The following is a 17,990-nucleotide window of genomic DNA, read 5'->3' as shown; positions in this document are numbered from 1 at the left end:
GCAAGCACATGATCCCCAAGAGAATCCTCGCCCTGGCCGCCTTCGCGCTGGCCAGCCTCGCCTTCACGCACACCGCCCAGGCCGGCCCGCGGCTGGACAAGATCATGGAGACCAAGGTGCTGCGCGTGGGCACCCCCGGCGACTATCGGCCCTTCGCCATCAAGACGGACGATGGCTTCTCGGGCCACGACATCGAAGTCGTCGAGCTCATGGCCAAGGAACTGGGTGTGAAGGTGGAGTACGTGCAGACCAGCTGGCCCAACCTGATGAAGGACATCCAGTCCGACAAGTTCGACCTGGCCGTGGGCGGCATCACCCGCAACGTGACGCGCATCCGCCAGGTGGCGATGCTCCCGGGCTACGCGCCCTTCGGCAAGGTGGCGCTGGTGCGCAGCGCGGACAAGGCCAAGTTCAGCAAGCCGCAGGACCTGAACCAGGCCGGCGTGCGCGTCATCAAGAACCCCGGCGGCACCAACGAGGCTTACGTGCTGCAGAACCTCACGGCCGCGCAGGTGAGCACGCATGAGAAGAACGCGGAGATCCCGGCGCTGATCGCCGACGGCAAGGGCGACGTGATGATCACCGAGACCTATGAGGCCCTGCACTACAGCAAGGCCGACCCGCGCCTGTACGCCGCCTACCTGGATGCGCCGCTGACGCCCAAGAACTGGCTGGGCTTCATGCTGCCGGCAGACGACGCGGACTACACCCGGGTGATGGGCTTCGTGTGGGACGTGCTGGACAAGCGCGGCAACCTGCAGCAGGTGTCCGACAAGTGGCTCAAGTGAGCCGTGTGAGGGCCGCGCTCAGCTGCGGCTGTCCAGCGGGCGCGAACGCACGTCGGTGACGTCGGCGTCGCCCCGGCCGATGCTGACCACGGGGCTGCTCACCGACTCGCCACGCGCCCGCGCAGCCGCCACGTCGGCGGCGGCGGGTCCGTTGCGGCGGGCCGCCGCAGCGCGGAACTGCTCGAAGCCCTTGCCCGGATGGAAGCGCATGACCCAGGGGTCGACCGGCTTGCCGGTCAGGCGGGCCCACGCATAGCGCAGGCCCCACACGGTGGCCAGCAGGGTCACCGCCACCGCCAGGCTGGCGGCGAACATCAGTCCCATCACGAACAGGACGATGCGAAGGATGAAAGTGAACATCCGCAGTTAGGCCACTTCGGCCGCCGTTGGTTCCCCGGCCCGCACGAAGCTGAACTGGCCGGGATTCCGGATCGGATCGGTTTCCACCCGGATCGTATCCTTGGGCGCGAAGCTTCCTTCCAGCAGCAGCCTGGACAAGGGGTTCTCGATGCGCTGCTGGATCGCCCGCTTCAGGGGCCGTGCCCCGAACACCGGATCGAAGCCCACCTTGGCCACTTCCGCCAGCGCCGCCGGCGTGACGTCCAGCGCCAGGTCCATCTTCGACAGGCGCGACTGCAGCACCTTGAGCTGGATCTTCGCGATGGCCTCGATGTTCGCGGCGTCGAGCGCGTGGAACACCACCGTCTCGTCGATGCGGTTCAGGAACTCCGGGCGGAAGTAGTTCTTCAACTCCTCCCACACGGCGTCCTTGATCTCCTCGCCCGGCCGCCCGACCATCTGCTGGATGATCGGTGAGCCGATGTTGCTGGTCATGACGATCACCGTGTTCTTGAAGTCCACGGTGCGGCCCTGGCCATCGGTCAGGCGCCCGTCGTCGAGCACCTGCAGCAGCACGTTGAAGACGTCCGGGTGCGCCTTCTCCACTTCGTCGAGCAGCACCACGCTGTAGGGCTTGCGGCGCACCGCCTCGGTGAGGTAGCCGCCCTCTTCATAGCCCACGTAGCCCGGAGGCGCACCGATGAGGCGCGCGACCGAGTGCTTCTCCATGAACTCGCTCATGTCGATGCGGATCAGGTGGTCTTCGCTGTCGAACAGGAAGCCCGCCAGCGCCTTGCACAGCTCGGTCTTGCCCACGCCCGTGGGGCCCAGGAACAGGAACGAGCCCGTCGGACGGTTCGGATCGGACAGGCCCGAGCGCGAACGGCGGATGGCGTTGGACACGGCGGCGATCGCCTCGTCCTGGCCGACCACGCGCTCGTGCAGCTTGTCTTCCATCTGCAGCAGCTTCTCGCGCTCGCCCTGCATCAGCTTGGACACCGGGATACCGGTGGCACGCGCCACCACCTCGGCGATCTCCTCGGAGCCGACCTGGGTGCGCAGCAGCTTGGGGCGGGCGGCGGTGCCCTTCTTGGCCTCCGAGTCGAGCGCCTCCTTCAGGCGCTTCTCCAGGCCGGGGAGCTGCCCGTACTGCAGCTCGGCCACCTTGTTGAAGTCGCCCTTGCGGGTGAACTCCTCAATCTGGAACTTGAGCTTGTCCAGCTCCTCGCGGACCTGCGCGCTGCCCTGGGCCTGGGCCTTCTCGGCCCGCCAGATCTCGTCGAGGTCGGCGATTTCCTTTTGCAGCTTGTCGATCTCTTCCTCGATCAGTGCGAAGCGCTTCTGCGACGCCTCGTCCTTCTCGCGGCGCACGGCCTCGCGCTCGATCTGCAACTGGATCAGGCGGCGGTCGAGGCGATCCATCACCTCGGGCTTGGAATCCATCTCGATCTTGATCTTGGCCGCGGCCTCGTCGATCAGGTCGATGGCCTTGTCGGGCAGGAAGCGGTCGGTGATGTAGCGGTCGGACAGCTCGGCCGCGGCCACGATGGCCGGGTCGGTGATCTCGACGCCGTGGTGCAGCTCGTACTTCTCCTGCAGGCCGCGCAGGATGGCGATGGTGGCCTCCACGCTGGGCTCGCCCACGAGGATCTTCTGGAAGCGGCGCTCCAGCGCGGCGTCCTTCTCGATGTACTTGCGGTATTCGTCCAGGGTGGTGGCACCCACGCAGTGCAGCTCGCCGCGCGCCAGCGCCGGCTTGAGCATGTTGCCCGCGTCCATGGCGCCCTCGGCCTTGCCGGCGCCCACCATGGTGTGCAGCTCGTCGATGAAGACGATGGTCTGGCCCTCGTCCTTGGCCAGTTCATTGAGCACGGTCTTCAGGCGCTCCTCGAACTCCCCGCGGTACTTGGCACCGGCCAGCAGCGCCGCCATGTCCAGCGACAGCACACGTTTGCCCTTGAGCGATTCGGGCACCTCGCCCGAGACGATGCGCTGGGCCAGGCCTTCCACGATGGCGGTCTTGCCCACGCCGGGCTCGCCGATGAGCACGGGGTTGTTCTTGGTGCGCCGTTGCAGCACCTGGATGGCGCGGCGGATTTCCTCGTCGCGGCCGATGACCGGGTCGAGCTTGCCGATGCGGGCGCGCTCGGTGAGGTCCAGCGTGTATTTCTTCAGGGCTTCGCGCTGGCCTTCGGCGTCGGCGCTGTTCACGCCCTGGCCGCCGCGCACCGCGTCGATGGCCGCTTCGAGCGACTTGCGGGTGAGGCCGTTCTCCTTGGCCAGCCTGCCGATGTCGGACTTGCTGTCGGCCACGGCCAGCAAAAAGAGCTCGCCGGCGATGAACTGGTCGTTGCGCTTGATGGCTTCCTTCTCGGTGGCCTGCAGCAGCTTGCCCAGCTCGGGGCCGACCTGGACCACGTCGTGGCCCTGCACCTGCGGCAGCTTCTTGATCGCGGCCTCGCTGGCCTTGATCAGGCCCGGCACGTTGGCACCGGCGCGCTCGAGCAGCGCGCGCGGGCCGTCGTCCTGGCGCAGCATGGCCAGCAGCAGGTGGACCGGCTCGATGTAGGCGTTGTCATTCCCCAGCGCGAGCGACTGGGCGTCGGCCAGGGATTCCTGGAATTTGGTGGTGAGTTTGTCTTGGCGCATTGGCTTGATTCCTGCACTCAAAATAGGGCCTTGGCGGGCCGATTCAAGGGCACCGGGCCACCGGCGGCCGCTTTTTCCGGTCTGTACACAGATCAACAACTACCTAAGCATTGGAGTCGACGATGTCCCTTTCAAGACGTGGCGTTCTGACCGGGGCCCTGGCCCTGGGCCCCCTGGCGGCACTGCCGGGCGTGGCACGCGCGCAATCCGGCACGCCCATCCGGATCCTGGTCGGCTTTCCGGCCGGCGGCGGCACCGACGCCATCGCCCGCCTGCTGGCCGAGAAGCTCAAGGACGAACTGGGGATGCCGGTGGTGGTCGAGAACCGCGCAGGTGCCGGCGGCCAGATCGCCGCGCAGGTGCTCAAGACCGCCGTGCCCGACGGCCACACGCTGTTCCTCTCGCACGACCACAGCATCTCCATCTTGCCGCAGGTGGTCAAGAACCCTGGCTTCAACCCTGCCAGCGACTTCGTGCCGGTGGCCGGCTTCGCCACTTTCGCCAATGCGCTGGCGCTGTCGGGCGGCACGCCCGCGAAGTCGCTGCCCGAGTACGTGGCCTGGGTGCGCAGCAAGAACGGCGGCAAGGACACCATCGGCGTTCCGGCGCCGGCCTCCATTCCCGAGTTCCTGGTGAAGATGGTGGGCGACAAGTACAAGCTGGACCTGCAGAGCGCGCCCTACCGCGGCAGCGCGCCCATGATGGCCGACATGCTGGGCAACCAGATCCATGCCGGCATCGGCTCGGTCCCCGATTTCATCGAGAACCACAAGGGCGGCAAGGTGCGCATCGTGGCGACCATCGGCAGCAAGCGCCAGGCGCTGCTGCCGCAGGTGCCCACCTTCGCCGAACTGGGCTTCTCCAACCTGGACGACCTGCCCTACTACGGCATCTTCGCGCCGGTGGGCACGCCGCAAGCCTTCGTCGACCGCTTCGGCGCGGCGCTGGCCAAGGTGATTGCCATGCCCGACGTGCGCGAGAAGCTCACCGCCCTGGGCCTGACCGTGGGCTTCGAGCCGCAGGGCCTGTTCGCCGGCCGGGTGCGCACCTACACACAGACCTGGGAACGCATCATCCAGGCCAGCGGCTTCAAGGCGAATTAGGGGGCTCGCCCCCAGGCTGCGCGCACTTCGTGCGCTTCGCCAACCCCCTGCCGGGGGCAACACCTGAGGCCCGGCAAAGCCGGTTCCTCGGTGTTTCTGGCCTCGTGTCGGGGTCGGTCAGGCGTTGGGGGCGTCGATGCCCCAACGGGCCAGCGCCGCATCGTCGGCCACGCGGGCGTCGACCCAACGCGCGCCTTCGGGCGTGTCTTCCTTCTTCCAGAAGGGTGCCTGGGTCTTGAGGTAGTCCATCAGGAACTCGCAGGCCTGGAAGCTCTCGCCGCGGTGCGCCGAGATGACGGCCACCATCATGATCTGGTCGGTGGGCTGCAGGAGGCCCACGCGGTGAATGACCCGTGCCCCCAGGATGTCGAAGCGCCGGTGCGCCTCGTCGATCATGGCCTCGATGGCCTTCTCGGTCATGCCGGGGTAGTGCTCCAGTTCCATCGAGGCGACGGCGCTGCCATCGTTGCGGTCGCGCACCGTGCCGATGAAGCTGCAGACCGCGCCAACGCGCGCATCCTGGCCGCGCAGGGCGGCGATCTCGGCCTGCAGTTCGAAGTCCTGGGTCTGGATGACTACACGGGGCTGGCTCATGCCTGGATTGTGGCACCTGGCAAGCGCGCAGCGGCCTCGCTAAGATGCTCTGCAAGGCCAACCATCGGGACACTTCACCATGGCACTCACCCTCCTCCTGCGTTGCCGCGAACTCGAAGAGACGCGCGAGTTCTTCCACACCGTGCTGGGCTTCAACACCGTGGAGTCGGCCGAGAGCACGCTCACGGTCGAGAAGGAAGGCGGCAAGCTGATCTTCACGACCCAGGACCTGTGGAGCGCCGCGCCGGGACTCTCGGGCACCATCTATTTCTCGGTGCCCGACGTCGAGGGTTTCTGGAACGAGGTCAAGGACAAGACGCCCATCGCCTGGCCGATCCAGGACATGCCCTATGGCGCCCGCGAGTTCGGCCTGCGCGACGTCAACGGCTATCTGCTCGCGTTCCGCCAGGCGGAGTAGCCGCGTCAGCTGCCGCTGCAACTCGGCGCCGGGGCCGCTACACTCGCGCCATGCCCACCTCCCTTGAACGGATGTCCACGCCCTCGCAAGAAGGCGGCGCATTCGTGCATCGGCTTGCGCTGGGCAAAGCCTCCAAAAAACCAAAGCTCGTCTGACCGGAGCTGCGGTTCCGTCGTCGGATGAGCGACGGGACCGGCTGGTTTTCTCTCCCCTTCTTTCCCTGCCAGTGCTGCGCGCGCGTTCGACGGTGGTTCTTCCATCGGTCGTCTCCTGTTCCAAGCAAGGACTTCGCGTGCAACAACAGCCTTCTCCACTCACCCCCGCCGATTTCAGCGGCCTCTGGATTCCTCTCGTCACGCCCTTTCGCGGCGGCGCGGTGGACCATGCGGCGCTCGGTGCCCTCACCCGCCGGCTGGCCGCAACCGCCATTGCCGGCTTCGTGGTCTGCGGGTCTACCGGCGAAGCCGCCGCCCTCGACGAGGAAGAGCAGCTGGCCGTGCTCGACACGGTCATCGAAGCCGCCCCGGACCTATCTTGCGTGATGGGCGTGAGCGGCTATCACCTGGGCAAGATGCTGGCCTGGGTCGACCGTCTCTTCTCGCGGCCGCTGGCCGGCCTGCTGGTGCCGCCGCCCAGCTACATCCGCCCTTCCCAGTCCGGCCTGATCCAGTGGTTCGAGGCAATCGCGCAGGCGAGCGAGGCGCCCGTCGTGGTCTACGACATTCCCTACCGCACCGGCGCCACGCTCACGCTCGACACGCTGCTGGCGCTGGCGGCGCATCCGAACATCCGTGCAATCAAGGACTGCGGGGGCGATGCGCGCAAGACCCAGGCCCTGATCGCCGACGGGCGGCTGCAGGTGCTGGCAGGCGAGGATGCACAGATCTTCGCGACCGTGGCGCAAGGCGGCGCAGGGGCGATCGCGGCCAGCGCGCACCTGGAAACGGAGCGCTTCGTTCGCTTGATCGAGGACATCCGCCAGGGCAAGCTCGCGCAGGCGCGTGGGCACTGGCAAGCGCTGCTGCCCCTGATCGACCTGCTTTTCGCCGAGCCGAACCCCGGCCCGCTGAAGGCAGCGCTGGCGCACGAAGGTTGGATCGCCGACGAGTTGCGCCTGCCGATGACGCCTGCGGGCGCAGGCCTGCGCGTCCAGCTCGAACAGGCGCTGCGCCGGCGCTAGGACGGATCAGCCGCCGGTGACCGGGGGGAAGAAGGCGATTTCACTGCCTTCGGCCAGCGGCGCGGTCTCGGCGCTCATCACCTGGTCGATGGCCATGCGCACCGCCTTGCCGCGGGCGAGTGCCTCGGCATAGGGTGCGCCGCGGGCGATCAGTTCGTCGCGCAGGTCGGCCAGCGTGGGCGCAACCGTCTCCAGCGTCTCGCTGCCCTTGCCGAGCAGTTCGCGCACCGAGGCGAAGTACCGGACCGTGACGCGCTTGCTCATGCCAGCAGCGATGCGAAGGAGATGAAGGGCACCAGGTCGCCCGACTTGAAGGGCTGGCCGGCCGGCGTGTCGATCACGCCGTCGCCCCACACGGTGGAGGTCAGCACACCCGAGCTCTGGTTGGGGAACAGGTCCAGCCCGCCCGCGGCGTTGCGGCGCGCGCGGAGGAACTCGCGGCGGCGGTCGGCCCTGGGCCAGTCGAAGTCTGCGCGCATGGGCACCGGCTCGATGGCCACGCGGCTCGCACCCTGCAGAGTCAGCAGGAAGGGCCGCACCAGCAGCAGGAAGGTGAGGAAGCTGGACACCGGGTTGCCCGGCAGCCCGCAGATGTGCGCGTCGCCGATGCGGCCATAGGCGAAGGGCTTGCCCGGCTTCATGGACAGCGACCACAGCTCCAGCGTGCCCAGCCACTGCACGGCGGCCTTGATGTGGTCTTCCTCGCCCACCGACACGCCGCCGGTGGTCACGATGACGTCGTTGCTGGCGGCGGCCTGGCGCAGCGCCTCGATGGTGGCCTCGCGCTTGTCCGGCACGATGCCCAGGTCGTTGACCTCGCAGCCCAGCCGGCGCAGCAGCGCGCGCATGAAGAAGCGGTTGGAGTTGTAGATGGCCCCCGGCTTCATGTCCTGCGGCGCCACCTCGCCCGGCATGACCAGTTCGTCGCCGGTGGACAGCAGCGCGACACGCGGGCGCCTCGTGACTTCCAGCGTGTCCATGCCGATGCTGGCCGCCAGGCCCAGCGCCTGCGCCGACAGGCGTTCGCCCCGGTGCAGCACCACGTCGCCGCTGGCCACGTCCTCGCCGGCGCGGCGAATCCACTGGCCTGCGGCGGGTGGCACTTCGATGCGCACGCGCCCGAAGGCGTGCTGCTCGCCCTGCGCGTCCAGCGGGGCCGTGTCTTCCTGCATGACCACGGCGTCGGCGCCCTCGGGGATCTGCGCGCCGGTGAAGATGCGCGCGGCCGTGCCGGCGGCCAGCGGCGTGCCCACCGTGCCCGCCGGGATGCGCTGCGCGACCGACAGCACCGCGCCCGGCTGAGCGCAATCGGCGGCACGCACCGCGTAGCCGTCCATCGAGCTGTTGTCGCGGGGCGGCACCGTGAGGGCCGAAACCACGTCCTGCGCCAGCACCCGGCCGTCGGCCTCGAAGGTGGAGACGCGCTCGGTCGGCAGTTGCGGCTTCGCGTTGGCCAGCAGGCGCGAGAGCGCCTCGTCCAGGGGCATCAGGGGAGGACGGGCGTTCGGCGCCTTGGTGTCAGACATAGAGTTCGGAGTTGTATTCGAAGCGCTCGGCGCTATCGAGCATCCACTGAACGATGGCATCCGCGTCGTTCAGGTCGAAGACCGGCAAACCAGTGGAATGAGGCAGCGCGCCGGGCACGTCCGTGGCGACCGCGCAGATGTAGTCGTCCTCCGGAAAGAGCAGCGGCCGCGCCGCCGACCCTGGCTCCGGCTGGCGCCAGATCTCGATCTTGAGCAGGTCGCTGTGCTTGAAGCCTTCGACCAGCACCCAGTCCACGCCGTCGTACAGCTCGGCGATGAGGTGGTGCACCGTCAGCTGCGCCGGCTGCTCGAATTCGCGGATGAGGGCCAGGCGCTTGTCCGAAGCCACCACCACCTCGAAGGCGCCAGCCTCGCGATGGCGGTGAGTGTCCTTGCCCGGATGGTCGATGTCGAACTTGTGGTGCGCATGCTTGACCACCGACACGCGCTGCCCCTGCAGCTTGAGCACCGGGATGAGCCGCTCCACCAGCGTGGTCTTGCCCGAGCCCGAGTAGCCAGAGAATCCGATCACCTTCATCGCACCACCTTGTTGTCTCCAGACGGTCGCGGCGCCCCTTGGCGCCTGCGCACCGGTCAATCAGTCGCAGTGCTGCGAAATGTATCGCTTGACCGCTTCGACGTCTTTGGGCACCTTGATCACCCGCTTGGGCAGTGATTCGATTCCGATGAAGCGTGCCGGCCGGTCGGGCTCGTGGCCCAGGGCCTCGACGATGCTGGCGGCGAACTTGATGGGCAGCGCCGTCTCCAGCACGATCATCGGCTCGCCGGGCGTCACATGCTCGCGCGCCGCCTTCAGGCCGTCGGCGGTGTGCGTGTCGATCAGCGTGGCGAAGCGCTTGTCGGTGTCGCGGATGGTGGCGATGCGCTCGGCATGCGTGCTGCGGCTGCTCACGAAGCCGAAACGTTCTTTCGCTTGCGCGAAGGCCGGATCGCCGCTCAGGTCGAAGCGGCCGGCCTTGCCCAGCTCGCCTTCGAACAACGCGCGGGTCTTGGCCGCGTCGCGGCCCAGCAGGTCGAACACGAAGCGCTCGAAGTTGCTGGCCTTGCTGATGTCCATCGAGGGGCTGGAGGTCTCGTGCGTGTCGGCCGCGCCGCGCACGCGGTAGACGCCGGTGCGGAAGAACTCGTCGAGCACGTCGTTCTCGTTGGTGGCCACCACCAGCCGGTGGATGGGCAAGCCCATCATGCGCGCCACGTGGCCGGCGCAGACGTTGCCGAAGTTGCCCGAGGGCACGGCGAAGCTGACCTTCTGCGTATCGTCGCCCGTGGCCTGGAAGTAGCCGGCGAAGTAGTAGACGACCTGGGCCAGCAGGCGCGCCCAGTTGATCGAGTTGACCGTGCCGATCTTGTACTTGCGCTTGAAGTCCAGGTCGTTGCTGACGGCCTTCACGATGTCCTGGCAGTCGTCGAACACGCCTTCGATCGCCAGGTTGTGGATGTTGGCGTCCTGCAGGCTGAACATCTGCGCCTGCTGGAAAGGGGTCATGCGGCCGTCCGGCGAGGTCATGAAGACCCGCACGCCCTTCTTGCCGCGCATGGCGTACTCGGCCGCGCTGCCGGTGTCGCCGCTGGTGGCGCCCAGGATGTTGAGCTCCTCGCCGCGGCGCGCCAGTTCGTATTCGAACAGGTTGCCCAGCAGCTGCATCGCCATGTCCTTGAAGGCCAGCGTAGGGCCGTTGGACAGGGCCTCGAGGTACACGCCGTCTTCCAGCTCGCGCAGGGGGACGATGTCAGCGGTGCCGAAGACTTCCTCGGTGTAGGTTTTTGCACAGAGCGCGCGCAGGTCTTCGGAAGGAATGTCGTCGATGTAGAGCGACAGGATCTCGAAGGCCAGTTCGGCGTAAGGCAGCTGGCGCCATTTCGAAAGCGTGGCGGCATCCACCTGCGGATAGCTCTCGGGCAGGTAAAGGCCGCCGTCGGGCGCCAGGCCTTCGAGCAGGATCTCGCAGAAGCGCCGGCGGTCCGGATGGCCGCGCGTGGACAGGTAGCGCATCACGACAGCTCTTCCTTGCGCAGGCGGATGATGGGCGCCAGCACCGAGGGCAGTGCCTGCAGCTGCGCCAGCGCGTCGTCCAGCGTGCCCTCGCGCGTGTCGTGCGTGAGGATGATGACGTCGGTCTGGGTCGAGCCCTCGCCGCCCACCTCGTCGGCTTCGCGTTGCAGCACCGCGTCGATGCTGATGCCGGCGGTGGCCAGCAGGCCCGTGACCTTGGCCAGCACGCCAGCCTCGTCGGCCACGCGCATGCGCAGGTAGTAGCTGGTGACTACCTCGCTCATCGGCAGGATCTGCAGGTCGCTCATGGCATCCGGGTGGAAGGCCAGGTGCGGCACGCGGTGCGCAGCATCGGCGGTGTGCAGGCGGGTGATGTCGACCAGGTCGGCGATCACCGCGCTGGCGGTGGGCTCGCTGCCGGCGCCCTTGCCGTAGTAGAGCGTGGTGCCCACGGCGTCGCCGTTGACCACGACCGCGTTCATCGCGCCTTCCACGTTGGCCAGCAGGCGCTTGGCCGGCACCAGGCTGGGGTGCACGCGCAGCTCGATGCCCTTGGCCACGCGCTTGGTCACGCCCAGCAGCTTGATGCGGTAGCCCAGCTGCTCGGCGTACTTGATGTCCTGCGCGGCCAGCTTGGTGATGCCTTCCACGTGCGCCTTGTCGAACTGCACGGCGGTGCCGAAGGCGATGGCGCTCATCAGCGTGACCTTGTGGGCCGCGTCCACGCCCTCGATGTCGAAGGTCGGGTCGGCCTCGGCGTAGCCCAGGCGCTGCGCTTCCTTGAGCACGGTCTCGAAGTCCAGGCCCTTGTCGCGCATCTCGGACAGGATGAAGTTCGTGGTGCCGTTGATGATGCCGGCGATCCACTGGATCGAGTTGGCCGTCAGGCCTTCGCGCAGCGCCTTGATGATCGGGATGCCGCCGGCCACCGCGGCCTCGAAGGCCACCATGACGCCCCTGGCATGCGCGGCCGCGAAGATCTCGGTGCCGTGCACCGCCAGCAGCGCCTTGTTGGCCGTGACCACGTGCTTGCCGGCCGCGATGGCCTCCAGCACCAGCTGGCGGGCGATACCGTAGCCGCCGATCAGCTCGATGACGATGTCGATCTCGGGGTTGGCGATGACGGCGCGCGCGTCGTTCACCACCTGCACGCCCTCGCCCACCACGGCCTTGGCGCGGGCGGTGTCGAGGTCGGCCACCATGGTGATCTCGATGCCGCGGCCGGCGCGGCGCTTGATTTCTTCCTGGTTGCGGGCCAGGACCTTGAAGGTGCCGCTGCCGACGGTGCCGATGCCCAGAAGGCCGACCTGGATGGGTTTCATGGATTCAGTCATATCGATTCAAGGCGCCGCAGCAGCCGCAGGAGGAAAAAGGGGGAGGGAACTAGACGCTGTGCCGCTTGCGATAGCGCTCGAGGAAGCGCGCAATGCGGCCGACGGCCTCGCGCAGGTCTTCCTCGTGCGGCAGGAACACGATGCGGAAGTGGTCGGGCGTGGCCCAGTTGAAGCCGGTGCCCTGCACCAGCATCACCTTGGTTTCCTTCAGCAGCTCCAGGAAGAACTGCCGGTCGTCCTCGATCGGGTAGATCTTGGGATCGAGCTTGGGAAACATGTACAGCGCCGCCTGCGGCCGCACGCAGCTCACGCCCGGAATGGCGGTGATCAGCTCGTAGGCCAGGTCGCGCTGGCGGCGCAGGCGCCCGCCCTCGCAGGTCAGGTCGTTGATGCTCTGGTAGCCGCCCAGCGCCGTCTGGATGGCCCACTGGCCCGGCACGTTGGCGCACAGCTTCATGTTCGAGAGCATGTTCAGGCCCTCGATGTAGTCGCTGGCGCTCTTCTTGTCGCCCGACACCACCAGCCAGCCGGCGCGGTAGCCGCAGGAGCGGTAGCTCTTGGACAGCGAATTGAAGGTGAGCGTGAGCACGTCGGTCGACAGGCTGCCCAGCGCCGTGTGGCTGGCACCGTCGTACAACACCTTGTCGTAGACCTCGTCGGCCAGGATCACCAGGCCGTGCTCGCGCGCGACCTGCACAATGCCCTTGAGCAGTTCGTCCGAGTAGATGACGCCGGTCGGGTTGTTCGGGTTGATGACGACGATGCCCTTGGTGCGTGGCGTGATCTTGGCGCGGATGTCGTCCAGGTTGGGCATCCAGTTGTTGGACTCGTCGCAGATGTAGTGCACCGGCCGGCCGCCCGAGAGGCTGGTCACCGCCGTCCACAACGGGTAGTCGGGCGCCGGCAGCAGCAGTTCGTCGCCGTCGTCCAGCAGCGCGTTGGTGGCCATGGCGATCAGCTCGCTGGCGCCGTTGCCCAGGTAGATGTCGTCCAGCCCGACGCCCGCGATCCCCTGCTGCTGGGTGTAGTGCATCACCGCCTTGCGCGCCGCGAAGATGCCCTTGCTGTCGGAGTACCCCGCCGAGTTCGGCAGGTTGCGGATCATGTCCTGCTGCACTTCCTCGGGCGCATCGAAGCCGAACACCGCCAGGTTGCCCAGGTTCAGCTTGATGATCTTGTGTCCCTCTTCCTCCATCTGCTTGGCGGCATCCATGATCGGGCCACGGATGTCGTAGAGCACGTTGGCCAGCTTGGCGGATTTCGAAATGGTCTTCAAAGGCCCTCCGGGGCGTACTTTTACAGGGGAAAACCTATAATTTGACCACAGAAAGCGCCCAGATCAGATGAAGCTTCAGCCCGACAAGTCCGACGTCCAGACCCTGACCGCGCACGGTCCCGGCTGGGTGGCCATCAACAACGAGAAGGTGGAGGGCAGCGTGGTGGTGGGATCGCATGGCGAGCGCTTTTCCTGGGACTGCCAGCGCTTCGAGGACCTGGGGCCGGAACATTTCGAGAAGCTGGTGGGCCTGGGCGCCGAACTGATCATCTTCGGCAGCGGCGGTCGCATCCGTTTTCCCAAGCCGGCCTGGCTCACGGGGCTCATGGCCAGGCGCACGGGCGTCGAGACCATGGACACCGGGGCCGCCTGCCGCACCTACAACATCCTGGCGGCCGAAGGGCGGCACGTGGTGGCTGCCCTGCTGGTGGAACCGACCCAGGACAACGCTTGAACGGCCGAGGCTGTCAAGAAGCCCTCTGCAAGCCCATTCCGGGTATCCGATCACAGGCCAGGGGGGCCTGTTTCAGGGTAAAATCACGGGTTGCAATCTGAACAGCCGACCTCATCTGCATGGGGATTTGGCCTGCGCCAGTTTCCCGGGGCAGGCGAAGTCGCCGATGTGAATGGGCGCAAGAATGATCGCATTTGTGCGTTGGCGCAAATGTACAGGAGGCACCTGCTGTTCGCATTGCGTCGGGCGACGGTTTTTTGGACGCCCGGACTCACAGGGTGAGCAACGACCAACCTTCCTTCCGGGGAATCTAAGCGGAGATACACAGTTTCATGGCGATCGTTGTCAACAAACCAATTCCAGAATTCGAAGCCAATGCCACGGGCGGCCTCAGGGTCTCCAACACCTCGCATCTCGGCCAAGTGCTGGTGATGTACTTCTACCCCAAGGACAACACCCCTGGCTGCACCACCGAAGCGATGCAGTTCCGTGACCGCTTCAAGGACTTCGAGAAGGCGGGCGCCACGGTGTTCGGCGTCTCGCGCGACAACATGAAGTCGCACGACGAGTTCAAGGCCAAGCTCGAACTGCCCTTCGAGCTCATCGCCGACACGGAAGAGAAGATGTGCCACATGTTCGGCGTGGTCAAGAACAAGATCATGTACGGCAAGAAGGTCAAGGGCATCGAGCGCAGCACCTTCCTGATCGGTCCCGACGGCGTGCTCAAGGCCGAATGGCGCGGCCTGAAGGTCCCCGGCCATGTCGACGACGTGCTCAAGGCCGTCAAGACGCTCAAGAAGGCCGCCTGACCTTCCTGTTGCGTGGACTTTTGCGCAATCACGTTGGTGGTGCGCAACGACGGCAGTTGCTGTCACTCGCGGTGTGCATAATGGGTTCATGCCGTTGACGCCCGCAACCGCATCCAACGAACGAAGCCGCCTTAGGCCTAAGGCGGCTTTTTCGTTTTCTGGCCCCTTCCTTCCTCTTTATCCAGCGAGCGAACCGCCACATGCCCCTGCCTCCCGCCCCCACGAAACGCGCTGCCTTCCTGTCGCCGGACGCGCTCGACGCACCGGCTCGCACATCGCATAAGGGCTCACGCCGCGCCACCGATCGCCGCCCCGACGATCGAGCTCCCGCGGGCCCCCAGGCACTGGAACTCTTCGACCGCCACGCCACCGAAGCCGGCGGCGCGCAGGAAGACAGCACGCCCGCCCTCCTGAAGGCCCCCGTGCCGCCCGTCGAGGCACCCCGATCCAAACGCCGCAGCGCCGACGCGGTGCCGCCGGTCGCGTCCCTGGCGCCCCAGCCCGCCGCGCGCACCAAACGCGCCAGGTCGGACGGCCCCACCAGGCTCTTCGTGCTCGACACCAACGTGCTGCTGCACGACCCGACCTGCCTGTTCCGCTTCGAGGAACACGACATCTTCCTGCCCATGATCGTGCTGGAGGAACTCGACGGCCACAAGAAAGGCACCACCGAAGTCGCCCGCAACGGCCGCCAGAGCAGCCGCACGCTGGACGCGCTGGCCGCGGCGCATGGCGCCGACATCGCCAAGGGCCTGAAGCTCGACGCCACCGGCCACAAGGCGGCCGGCGGGCGCCTGTTCTTCCAGACTGCGCCGCTGGACTACACCTTGCCCACCAGCCTGCCGCAGGGCAAGGCCGACAACCAGATCCTGGGCGTGGTTCAGGCACTGCGCGACCGCCATGCGGTCGAGGCGCCCGACCAGCCCAAGCGCGAAGTGGTGCTGGTGTCCAAGGACATCAACATGCGCGTCAAGGCACGCGCACTGGGCCTGGCCGCCGACGACTACCAGAACGACAAGACGCTGGAAGATGGCGACCTGCTCTATTCGGGCTCCCTGGCCCTGCCGCCCGACTTCTGGACGCGCCAGAGCAAGACGGTCGAAAGCTGGCAAAGCGGCAGCAGCACCTTCTACCGCATCAGCGGCCCGCTGGTGCCCAGCCTCTACATCAACCAGTTCGTCTTCTTCGAAGCGCCCGGCGAGCCCAGCATGTACGCCCGCGTCACCGAGATCCGCGAGAACACCGCGGTGCTCAAGACGCTGAAGGACTATGCCTCGGGCAAGAACGCGGTCTGGGGCGTCACCACGCGCAACCGCGAGCAGAACTTCGCCATGAACCTGCTCATGGACCCGGAAGTCGACTTCGTCACCCTCACCGGCACGGCCGGGACCGGCAAGACGCTGATGGCCCTGGCATCGGGCCTGACGCAGGTGCTGGACGACCGCCGCTACACCGAGATCATCATGACCCGCGCCACCGTGAGCGTGGGCGAGGACATCGGCTTCCTGCCCGGCACCGAGGAAGAGAAGATGGGCCCCTGGATGGGCGCTCTGGACGACAACCTCGAGTTCCTGGCCAAGGGCGACGGCAGCGGCGCCGGCGAATGGGGTCGCGCGGCCACCAATGAACTGATCCGCTCGAAGATCAAGATCAAGAGCATGAACTTCATGCGCGGCCGCACCTTCATGAACAAGTACGTCATCATCGACGAGGCGCAGAACCTGACGCCCAAGCAGATGAAGACGCTGATCACCCGCGCGGGCCCGGGCACCAAGATCATCTGCATGGGCAACATCGCGCAGATCGACACGCCCTACCTCACGGAAGGCTCTTCGGGCCTGACCTACGCGGTGGACCGCTTCAAGGGCTGGCCGCACGGCGGACACATCACGCTGGCGCGCGGCGAGCGTTCGCGTTTGGCGGACTTCGCCAGCGACGTCCTCTAGCGCAAGCGCCCGCCGACAGGTCGCCGGCCAGCGTCATCCCGGCGTCACGCGGCTCCTGACAACACGTTGTCAGGAGTGCGCGCGCAGCATTGCACTCCCTTGTTCTTCCACCCGGAAAAGAGAGTGCTTCATGCCCAACGCCATCAACTGGTTCGAGATCCCCGTCGCCGATATGGAGCGCGCACAGCGCTTCTATGAGGTGACGCTGGCACGCGCTCTGCGCCGCGAGAATTTCGGAGGCCAGGAGCTCGCGGTCTTCCCCTACGAGAACCCGCAGGCGGGTGGCTGCCTGCAGGCCGCCTCGGGACCGGCGGCTGCTGACGGGGCCGGCGTGCGCATCTACCTGGACTGCGAGCCGAGCATCGATGCTGCGCTCAAGCGCGCCAAGACTGCCGGTGGCGACATCGTGGTGCCCAAGACCGCCCTGCCACCTGGCATGGGCTTCTTCGCCCACGTGCGCGACAGCGAGGGCAACGTCGTAGGCTTGCACGCGCAAGGCTGAACCTCGCAGGCGCCGCCACCCGGCGCCCGCCATTCGCGGCCGCGGGCGCCACAAGCGCCGGTCGGCCTTCCTGATGATCCCAAGAGGAGTGTGAAGATGCATCCGCAAATTCAACGCCGCGAAGCTTTCAGCATCGCCGGCCTCACGACGCGCACCTGCAACGAGGACGAGCGCGACCCTCGATCCGCCCGCATCGGCAAGCTGTGGGAGCGCTTCTTCGACGAAGCCCGCTACGAGGCGCCGCACCGCGTGAACGACATGCGCCTGTACGGCGTCTATTCCGGCTACGAATCGGATGCCGACGGCAAGTTCGACATGACCGCCGGCGTGGCGGTCATGGGCGATCCGGCCACCGTGCGCATCGAAGCCGGCGACTACCTGGTCTTCAGCGGCCAGGGGCCGATGCCGCAGATGGTGCTCGCCCTGTGGCAATCGATCTGGCAGTATTTCGAGGCCAATCCTGGCGTGCGCCGTACCTACCGCAGCGACTTCGAGTCCTATGGCGGCCCCGACCAGGTGGACATCCACATCGGGGTGCTGACGGCCTCCGAAAGCTGATCACCATGAGCCCCCTCGCCTCCGACACCAAGACGCGCAAGAAGAGCTGGCGAGAAAAGATCGCCGGCTATCCGCGCCTGCCGGAGGTCAAGCCGATCCCCGAGCGCATGCAGGTCCGGAACGGCGAAGGCACCATTCTCATCCCCTCGCCGAAGGAGGTCGAGGAAGCCATGCGCAGGGTGCCCGAGGGGCGGCTGGCCACGGTGATGGGCATCAGCGAACAGCTTGCGCACGATCATGGCGCCACCATCGGCTGCACGGTGACCACGGCCATCTTTGCCAGCATGGCGGCACAGGCCGCAGCAGAAGACCGGCAGGCTGGCGACCGCGCACCCACGCCCTACTGGCGCACGCTGAAAGCCGATGGCCAGCTCAACCTCAGGTACCCGGGCGGACTCGACGAGCTCATGCAACGCCTGGAATCCGAAGGCCACACAGTCGTACAGCGGGGTCGCCGCTACTTCGTCGAAGATTTCCGGCGCAAGCTCGTCTGATAGAAC

General features: G+C 66.9%; 19 protein-coding genes. 10 read left to right on the top strand and 9 right to left on the bottom strand.

Annotated features, from left to right (window positions below; translation table 11 throughout):
* Window positions 1-8: 8 nt before the first annotated feature.
* Window positions 9-788, top strand: a complete 780-nt coding sequence (locus tag BM345_RS12480; protein WP_175544982.1) for a transporter substrate-binding domain-containing protein — start codon at window positions 9-11, stop codon at window positions 786-788.
* A gap of 18 nt (window positions 789-806) precedes the next feature.
* On the opposite strand, the gene BM345_RS12475 is transcribed toward BM345_RS12480, so the two are convergent.
* Window positions 807-1,148: a hypothetical protein gene (locus BM345_RS12475; RefSeq protein ID WP_093379925.1), complete on the bottom strand. Its 342-nt coding sequence runs from the start codon at window positions 1,146-1,148 to the stop codon at window positions 807-809.
* Window positions 1,149-1,154: 6 nt separating this feature from the next.
* Window positions 1,155-3,776 carry an ATP-dependent chaperone ClpB gene (gene clpB / locus BM345_RS12470; RefSeq protein ID WP_093379924.1) on the bottom strand — a complete coding sequence of 874 codons (2,622 nt, stop codon included), beginning with the start codon at window positions 3,774-3,776 and terminating at the stop codon, window positions 1,155-1,157.
* Between the two features lie 122 nt (window positions 3,777-3,898).
* Between clpB and BM345_RS12465 the strand changes: the two genes are divergently transcribed.
* Window positions 3,899-4,879 (top strand): Bug family tripartite tricarboxylate transporter substrate binding protein, encoded by a 981-nt coding sequence (locus BM345_RS12465; RefSeq protein ID WP_093379922.1) that lies wholly within the window; start codon window positions 3,899-3,901, stop codon window positions 4,877-4,879.
* Between the two features lie 117 nt (window positions 4,880-4,996).
* Here BM345_RS12465 and BM345_RS12460 read toward each other — a convergent pair whose 3' ends face one another.
* Entirely contained in the window at window positions 4,997-5,473 is a 477-nt protein-coding gene (locus BM345_RS12460; RefSeq protein ID WP_093379921.1) for a molybdenum cofactor biosynthesis protein MoaE, read from the bottom strand.
* Between the two features lie 79 nt (window positions 5,474-5,552).
* Here BM345_RS12460 and BM345_RS12455 point away from each other — a divergent pair, with 79 nt between their 5' ends.
* Both BM345_RS12455 and dapA read left to right on the top strand, forming a co-directional pair.
* Window positions 5,553-5,891, top strand: a complete 339-nt coding sequence (locus BM345_RS12455) for a VOC family protein (RefSeq protein WP_093379919.1) — start codon at window positions 5,553-5,555, stop codon at window positions 5,889-5,891.
* A gap of 292 nt (window positions 5,892-6,183) precedes the next feature.
* Window positions 6,184-7,071 (top strand): 4-hydroxy-tetrahydrodipicolinate synthase, encoded by an 888-nt coding sequence (dapA, locus tag BM345_RS12450; RefSeq protein WP_175544981.1) that lies wholly within the window; start codon window positions 6,184-6,186, stop codon window positions 7,069-7,071.
* Between the two features lie 6 nt (window positions 7,072-7,077).
* Here dapA and BM345_RS12445 read toward each other — a convergent pair whose 3' ends face one another.
* From BM345_RS12445 to BM345_RS12420, 6 genes are all read right to left on the bottom strand, one after another.
* Complete coding sequence (locus BM345_RS12445) at window positions 7,078-7,335, bottom strand: MoaD/ThiS family protein (RefSeq protein ID WP_093379916.1); 258 nt, start codon at window positions 7,333-7,335, stop codon at window positions 7,078-7,080.
* Window positions 7,332-8,597 (bottom strand): molybdopterin molybdotransferase MoeA, encoded by a 1,266-nt coding sequence (gene glp, locus BM345_RS12440; protein WP_093379915.1) that lies wholly within the window; start codon window positions 8,595-8,597, stop codon window positions 7,332-7,334. The genes BM345_RS12445 and glp overlap by 4 nt, the downstream gene beginning before the upstream one ends.
* A complete protein-coding gene (gene mobB / locus BM345_RS12435; protein WP_302847531.1) occupies window positions 8,590-9,195 on the bottom strand; it encodes a molybdopterin-guanine dinucleotide biosynthesis protein B in 606 nt (201 codons plus the stop codon). Before mobB ends, glp begins: the two co-directional genes overlap by 8 nt.
* Window positions 9,196-10,611, bottom strand: coding sequence for a threonine synthase (thrC, locus tag BM345_RS12430; protein WP_093379910.1), 1,416 nt, complete (start codon window positions 10,609-10,611; stop codon window positions 9,196-9,198).
* Entirely contained in the window at window positions 10,611-11,933 is a 1,323-nt protein-coding gene (locus tag BM345_RS12425) for a homoserine dehydrogenase (protein ID WP_093380194.1), read from the bottom strand. Before BM345_RS12425 ends, thrC begins: the two co-directional genes overlap by 1 nt.
* A gap of 61 nt (window positions 11,934-11,994) precedes the next feature.
* On the bottom strand, window positions 11,995-13,221 hold the full coding sequence (locus tag BM345_RS12420; protein ID WP_093379907.1) for a pyridoxal phosphate-dependent aminotransferase: 1,227 nt from the start codon (window positions 13,219-13,221) through the stop codon (window positions 11,995-11,997).
* Window positions 13,222-13,288: 67 nt separating this feature from the next.
* Here BM345_RS12420 and BM345_RS12415 point away from each other — a divergent pair, with 67 nt between their 5' ends.
* From BM345_RS12415 to BM345_RS12390, 6 genes are all read left to right on the top strand, one after another.
* Entirely contained in the window at window positions 13,289-13,675 is a 387-nt protein-coding gene (locus BM345_RS12415) for an Mth938-like domain-containing protein (protein WP_093379904.1), read from the top strand.
* 332 nt (window positions 13,676-14,007) lie between these two features.
* Window positions 14,008-14,484, top strand: coding sequence for a peroxiredoxin (locus BM345_RS12410; protein ID WP_093379902.1), 477 nt, complete (start codon window positions 14,008-14,010; stop codon window positions 14,482-14,484).
* A gap of 200 nt (window positions 14,485-14,684) precedes the next feature.
* Entirely contained in the window at window positions 14,685-16,430 is a 1,746-nt protein-coding gene (locus BM345_RS12405) for a PhoH family protein (RefSeq protein ID WP_093379899.1), read from the top strand.
* Between the two features lie 130 nt (window positions 16,431-16,560).
* Window positions 16,561-16,932: a VOC family protein gene (locus BM345_RS12400; RefSeq protein ID WP_093379896.1), complete on the top strand. Its 372-nt coding sequence runs from the start codon at window positions 16,561-16,563 to the stop codon at window positions 16,930-16,932.
* A 96-nt stretch (window positions 16,933-17,028) separates the two neighbouring features.
* Window positions 17,029-17,490 (top strand): GyrI-like domain-containing protein, encoded by a 462-nt coding sequence (locus tag BM345_RS12395; protein ID WP_093379893.1) that lies wholly within the window; start codon window positions 17,029-17,031, stop codon window positions 17,488-17,490.
* A gap of 5 nt (window positions 17,491-17,495) precedes the next feature.
* On the top strand, window positions 17,496-17,984 hold the full coding sequence (locus tag BM345_RS12390; protein ID WP_093379891.1) for an MGMT family protein: 489 nt from the start codon (window positions 17,496-17,498) through the stop codon (window positions 17,982-17,984).
* Window positions 17,985-17,990 lie beyond the last annotated feature (6 nt).

The sequence above is a fragment of the Variovorax sp. OV329 genome (assembly GCF_900114785.1).
Lineage (GTDB): Bacteria > Pseudomonadota > Gammaproteobacteria > Burkholderiales > Burkholderiaceae_C > Variovorax.
The sequence above is the reverse complement of the archived record's forward strand: the minus strand, read 5'-3'. Positions and strand labels throughout refer to the sequence as shown.

Excerpts from the sequence above, each read along its gene's own strand:
- thrC (WP_093379910.1), bottom strand. The coding sequence starts at position 10,611 with ATGCGCTACCTGTCCACGCGCGGCCATCCGGACCGCCGGCGCTTCTGC.
- BM345_RS12460 (WP_093379921.1), bottom strand. The coding sequence starts at position 5,473 with ATGAGCCAGCCCCGTGTAGTCATCCAGACCCAGGACTTCGAACTGCAG.
- BM345_RS12465 (WP_093379922.1), top strand. The coding sequence starts at position 3,899 with ATGTCCCTTTCAAGACGTGGCGTTCTGACCGGGGCCCTGGCCCTGGGC.
- BM345_RS12400 (WP_093379896.1), top strand. The coding sequence starts at position 16,561 with ATGCCCAACGCCATCAACTGGTTCGAGATCCCCGTCGCCGATATGGAG.
- BM345_RS12390 (WP_093379891.1), top strand. The coding sequence starts at position 17,496 with ATGAGCCCCCTCGCCTCCGACACCAAGACGCGCAAGAAGAGCTGGCGA.
- BM345_RS12415 (WP_093379904.1), top strand. The coding sequence starts at position 13,289 with ATGAAGCTTCAGCCCGACAAGTCCGACGTCCAGACCCTGACCGCGCAC.
- BM345_RS12405 (WP_093379899.1), top strand. The coding sequence starts at position 14,685 with ATGCCCCTGCCTCCCGCCCCCACGAAACGCGCTGCCTTCCTGTCGCCG.
- BM345_RS12425 (WP_093380194.1), bottom strand. The coding sequence starts at position 11,933 with ATGAAACCCATCCAGGTCGGCCTTCTGGGCATCGGCACCGTCGGCAGC.
- glp (WP_093379915.1), bottom strand. The coding sequence starts at position 8,597 with ATGTCTGACACCAAGGCGCCGAACGCCCGTCCTCCCCTGATGCCCCTG.
- BM345_RS12410 (WP_093379902.1), top strand. The coding sequence starts at position 14,008 with ATGGCGATCGTTGTCAACAAACCAATTCCAGAATTCGAAGCCAATGCC.
- clpB (WP_093379924.1), bottom strand. The coding sequence starts at position 3,776 with ATGCGCCAAGACAAACTCACCACCAAATTCCAGGAATCCCTGGCCGAC.
- BM345_RS12455 (WP_093379919.1), top strand. The coding sequence starts at position 5,553 with ATGGCACTCACCCTCCTCCTGCGTTGCCGCGAACTCGAAGAGACGCGC.
- BM345_RS12395 (WP_093379893.1), top strand. The coding sequence starts at position 17,029 with ATGCATCCGCAAATTCAACGCCGCGAAGCTTTCAGCATCGCCGGCCTC.
- BM345_RS12445 (WP_093379916.1), bottom strand. The coding sequence starts at position 7,335 with ATGAGCAAGCGCGTCACGGTCCGGTACTTCGCCTCGGTGCGCGAACTG.
- BM345_RS12480 (WP_175544982.1), top strand. The coding sequence starts at position 9 with ATGATCCCCAAGAGAATCCTCGCCCTGGCCGCCTTCGCGCTGGCCAGC.
- BM345_RS12475 (WP_093379925.1), bottom strand. The coding sequence starts at position 1,148 with ATGTTCACTTTCATCCTTCGCATCGTCCTGTTCGTGATGGGACTGATG.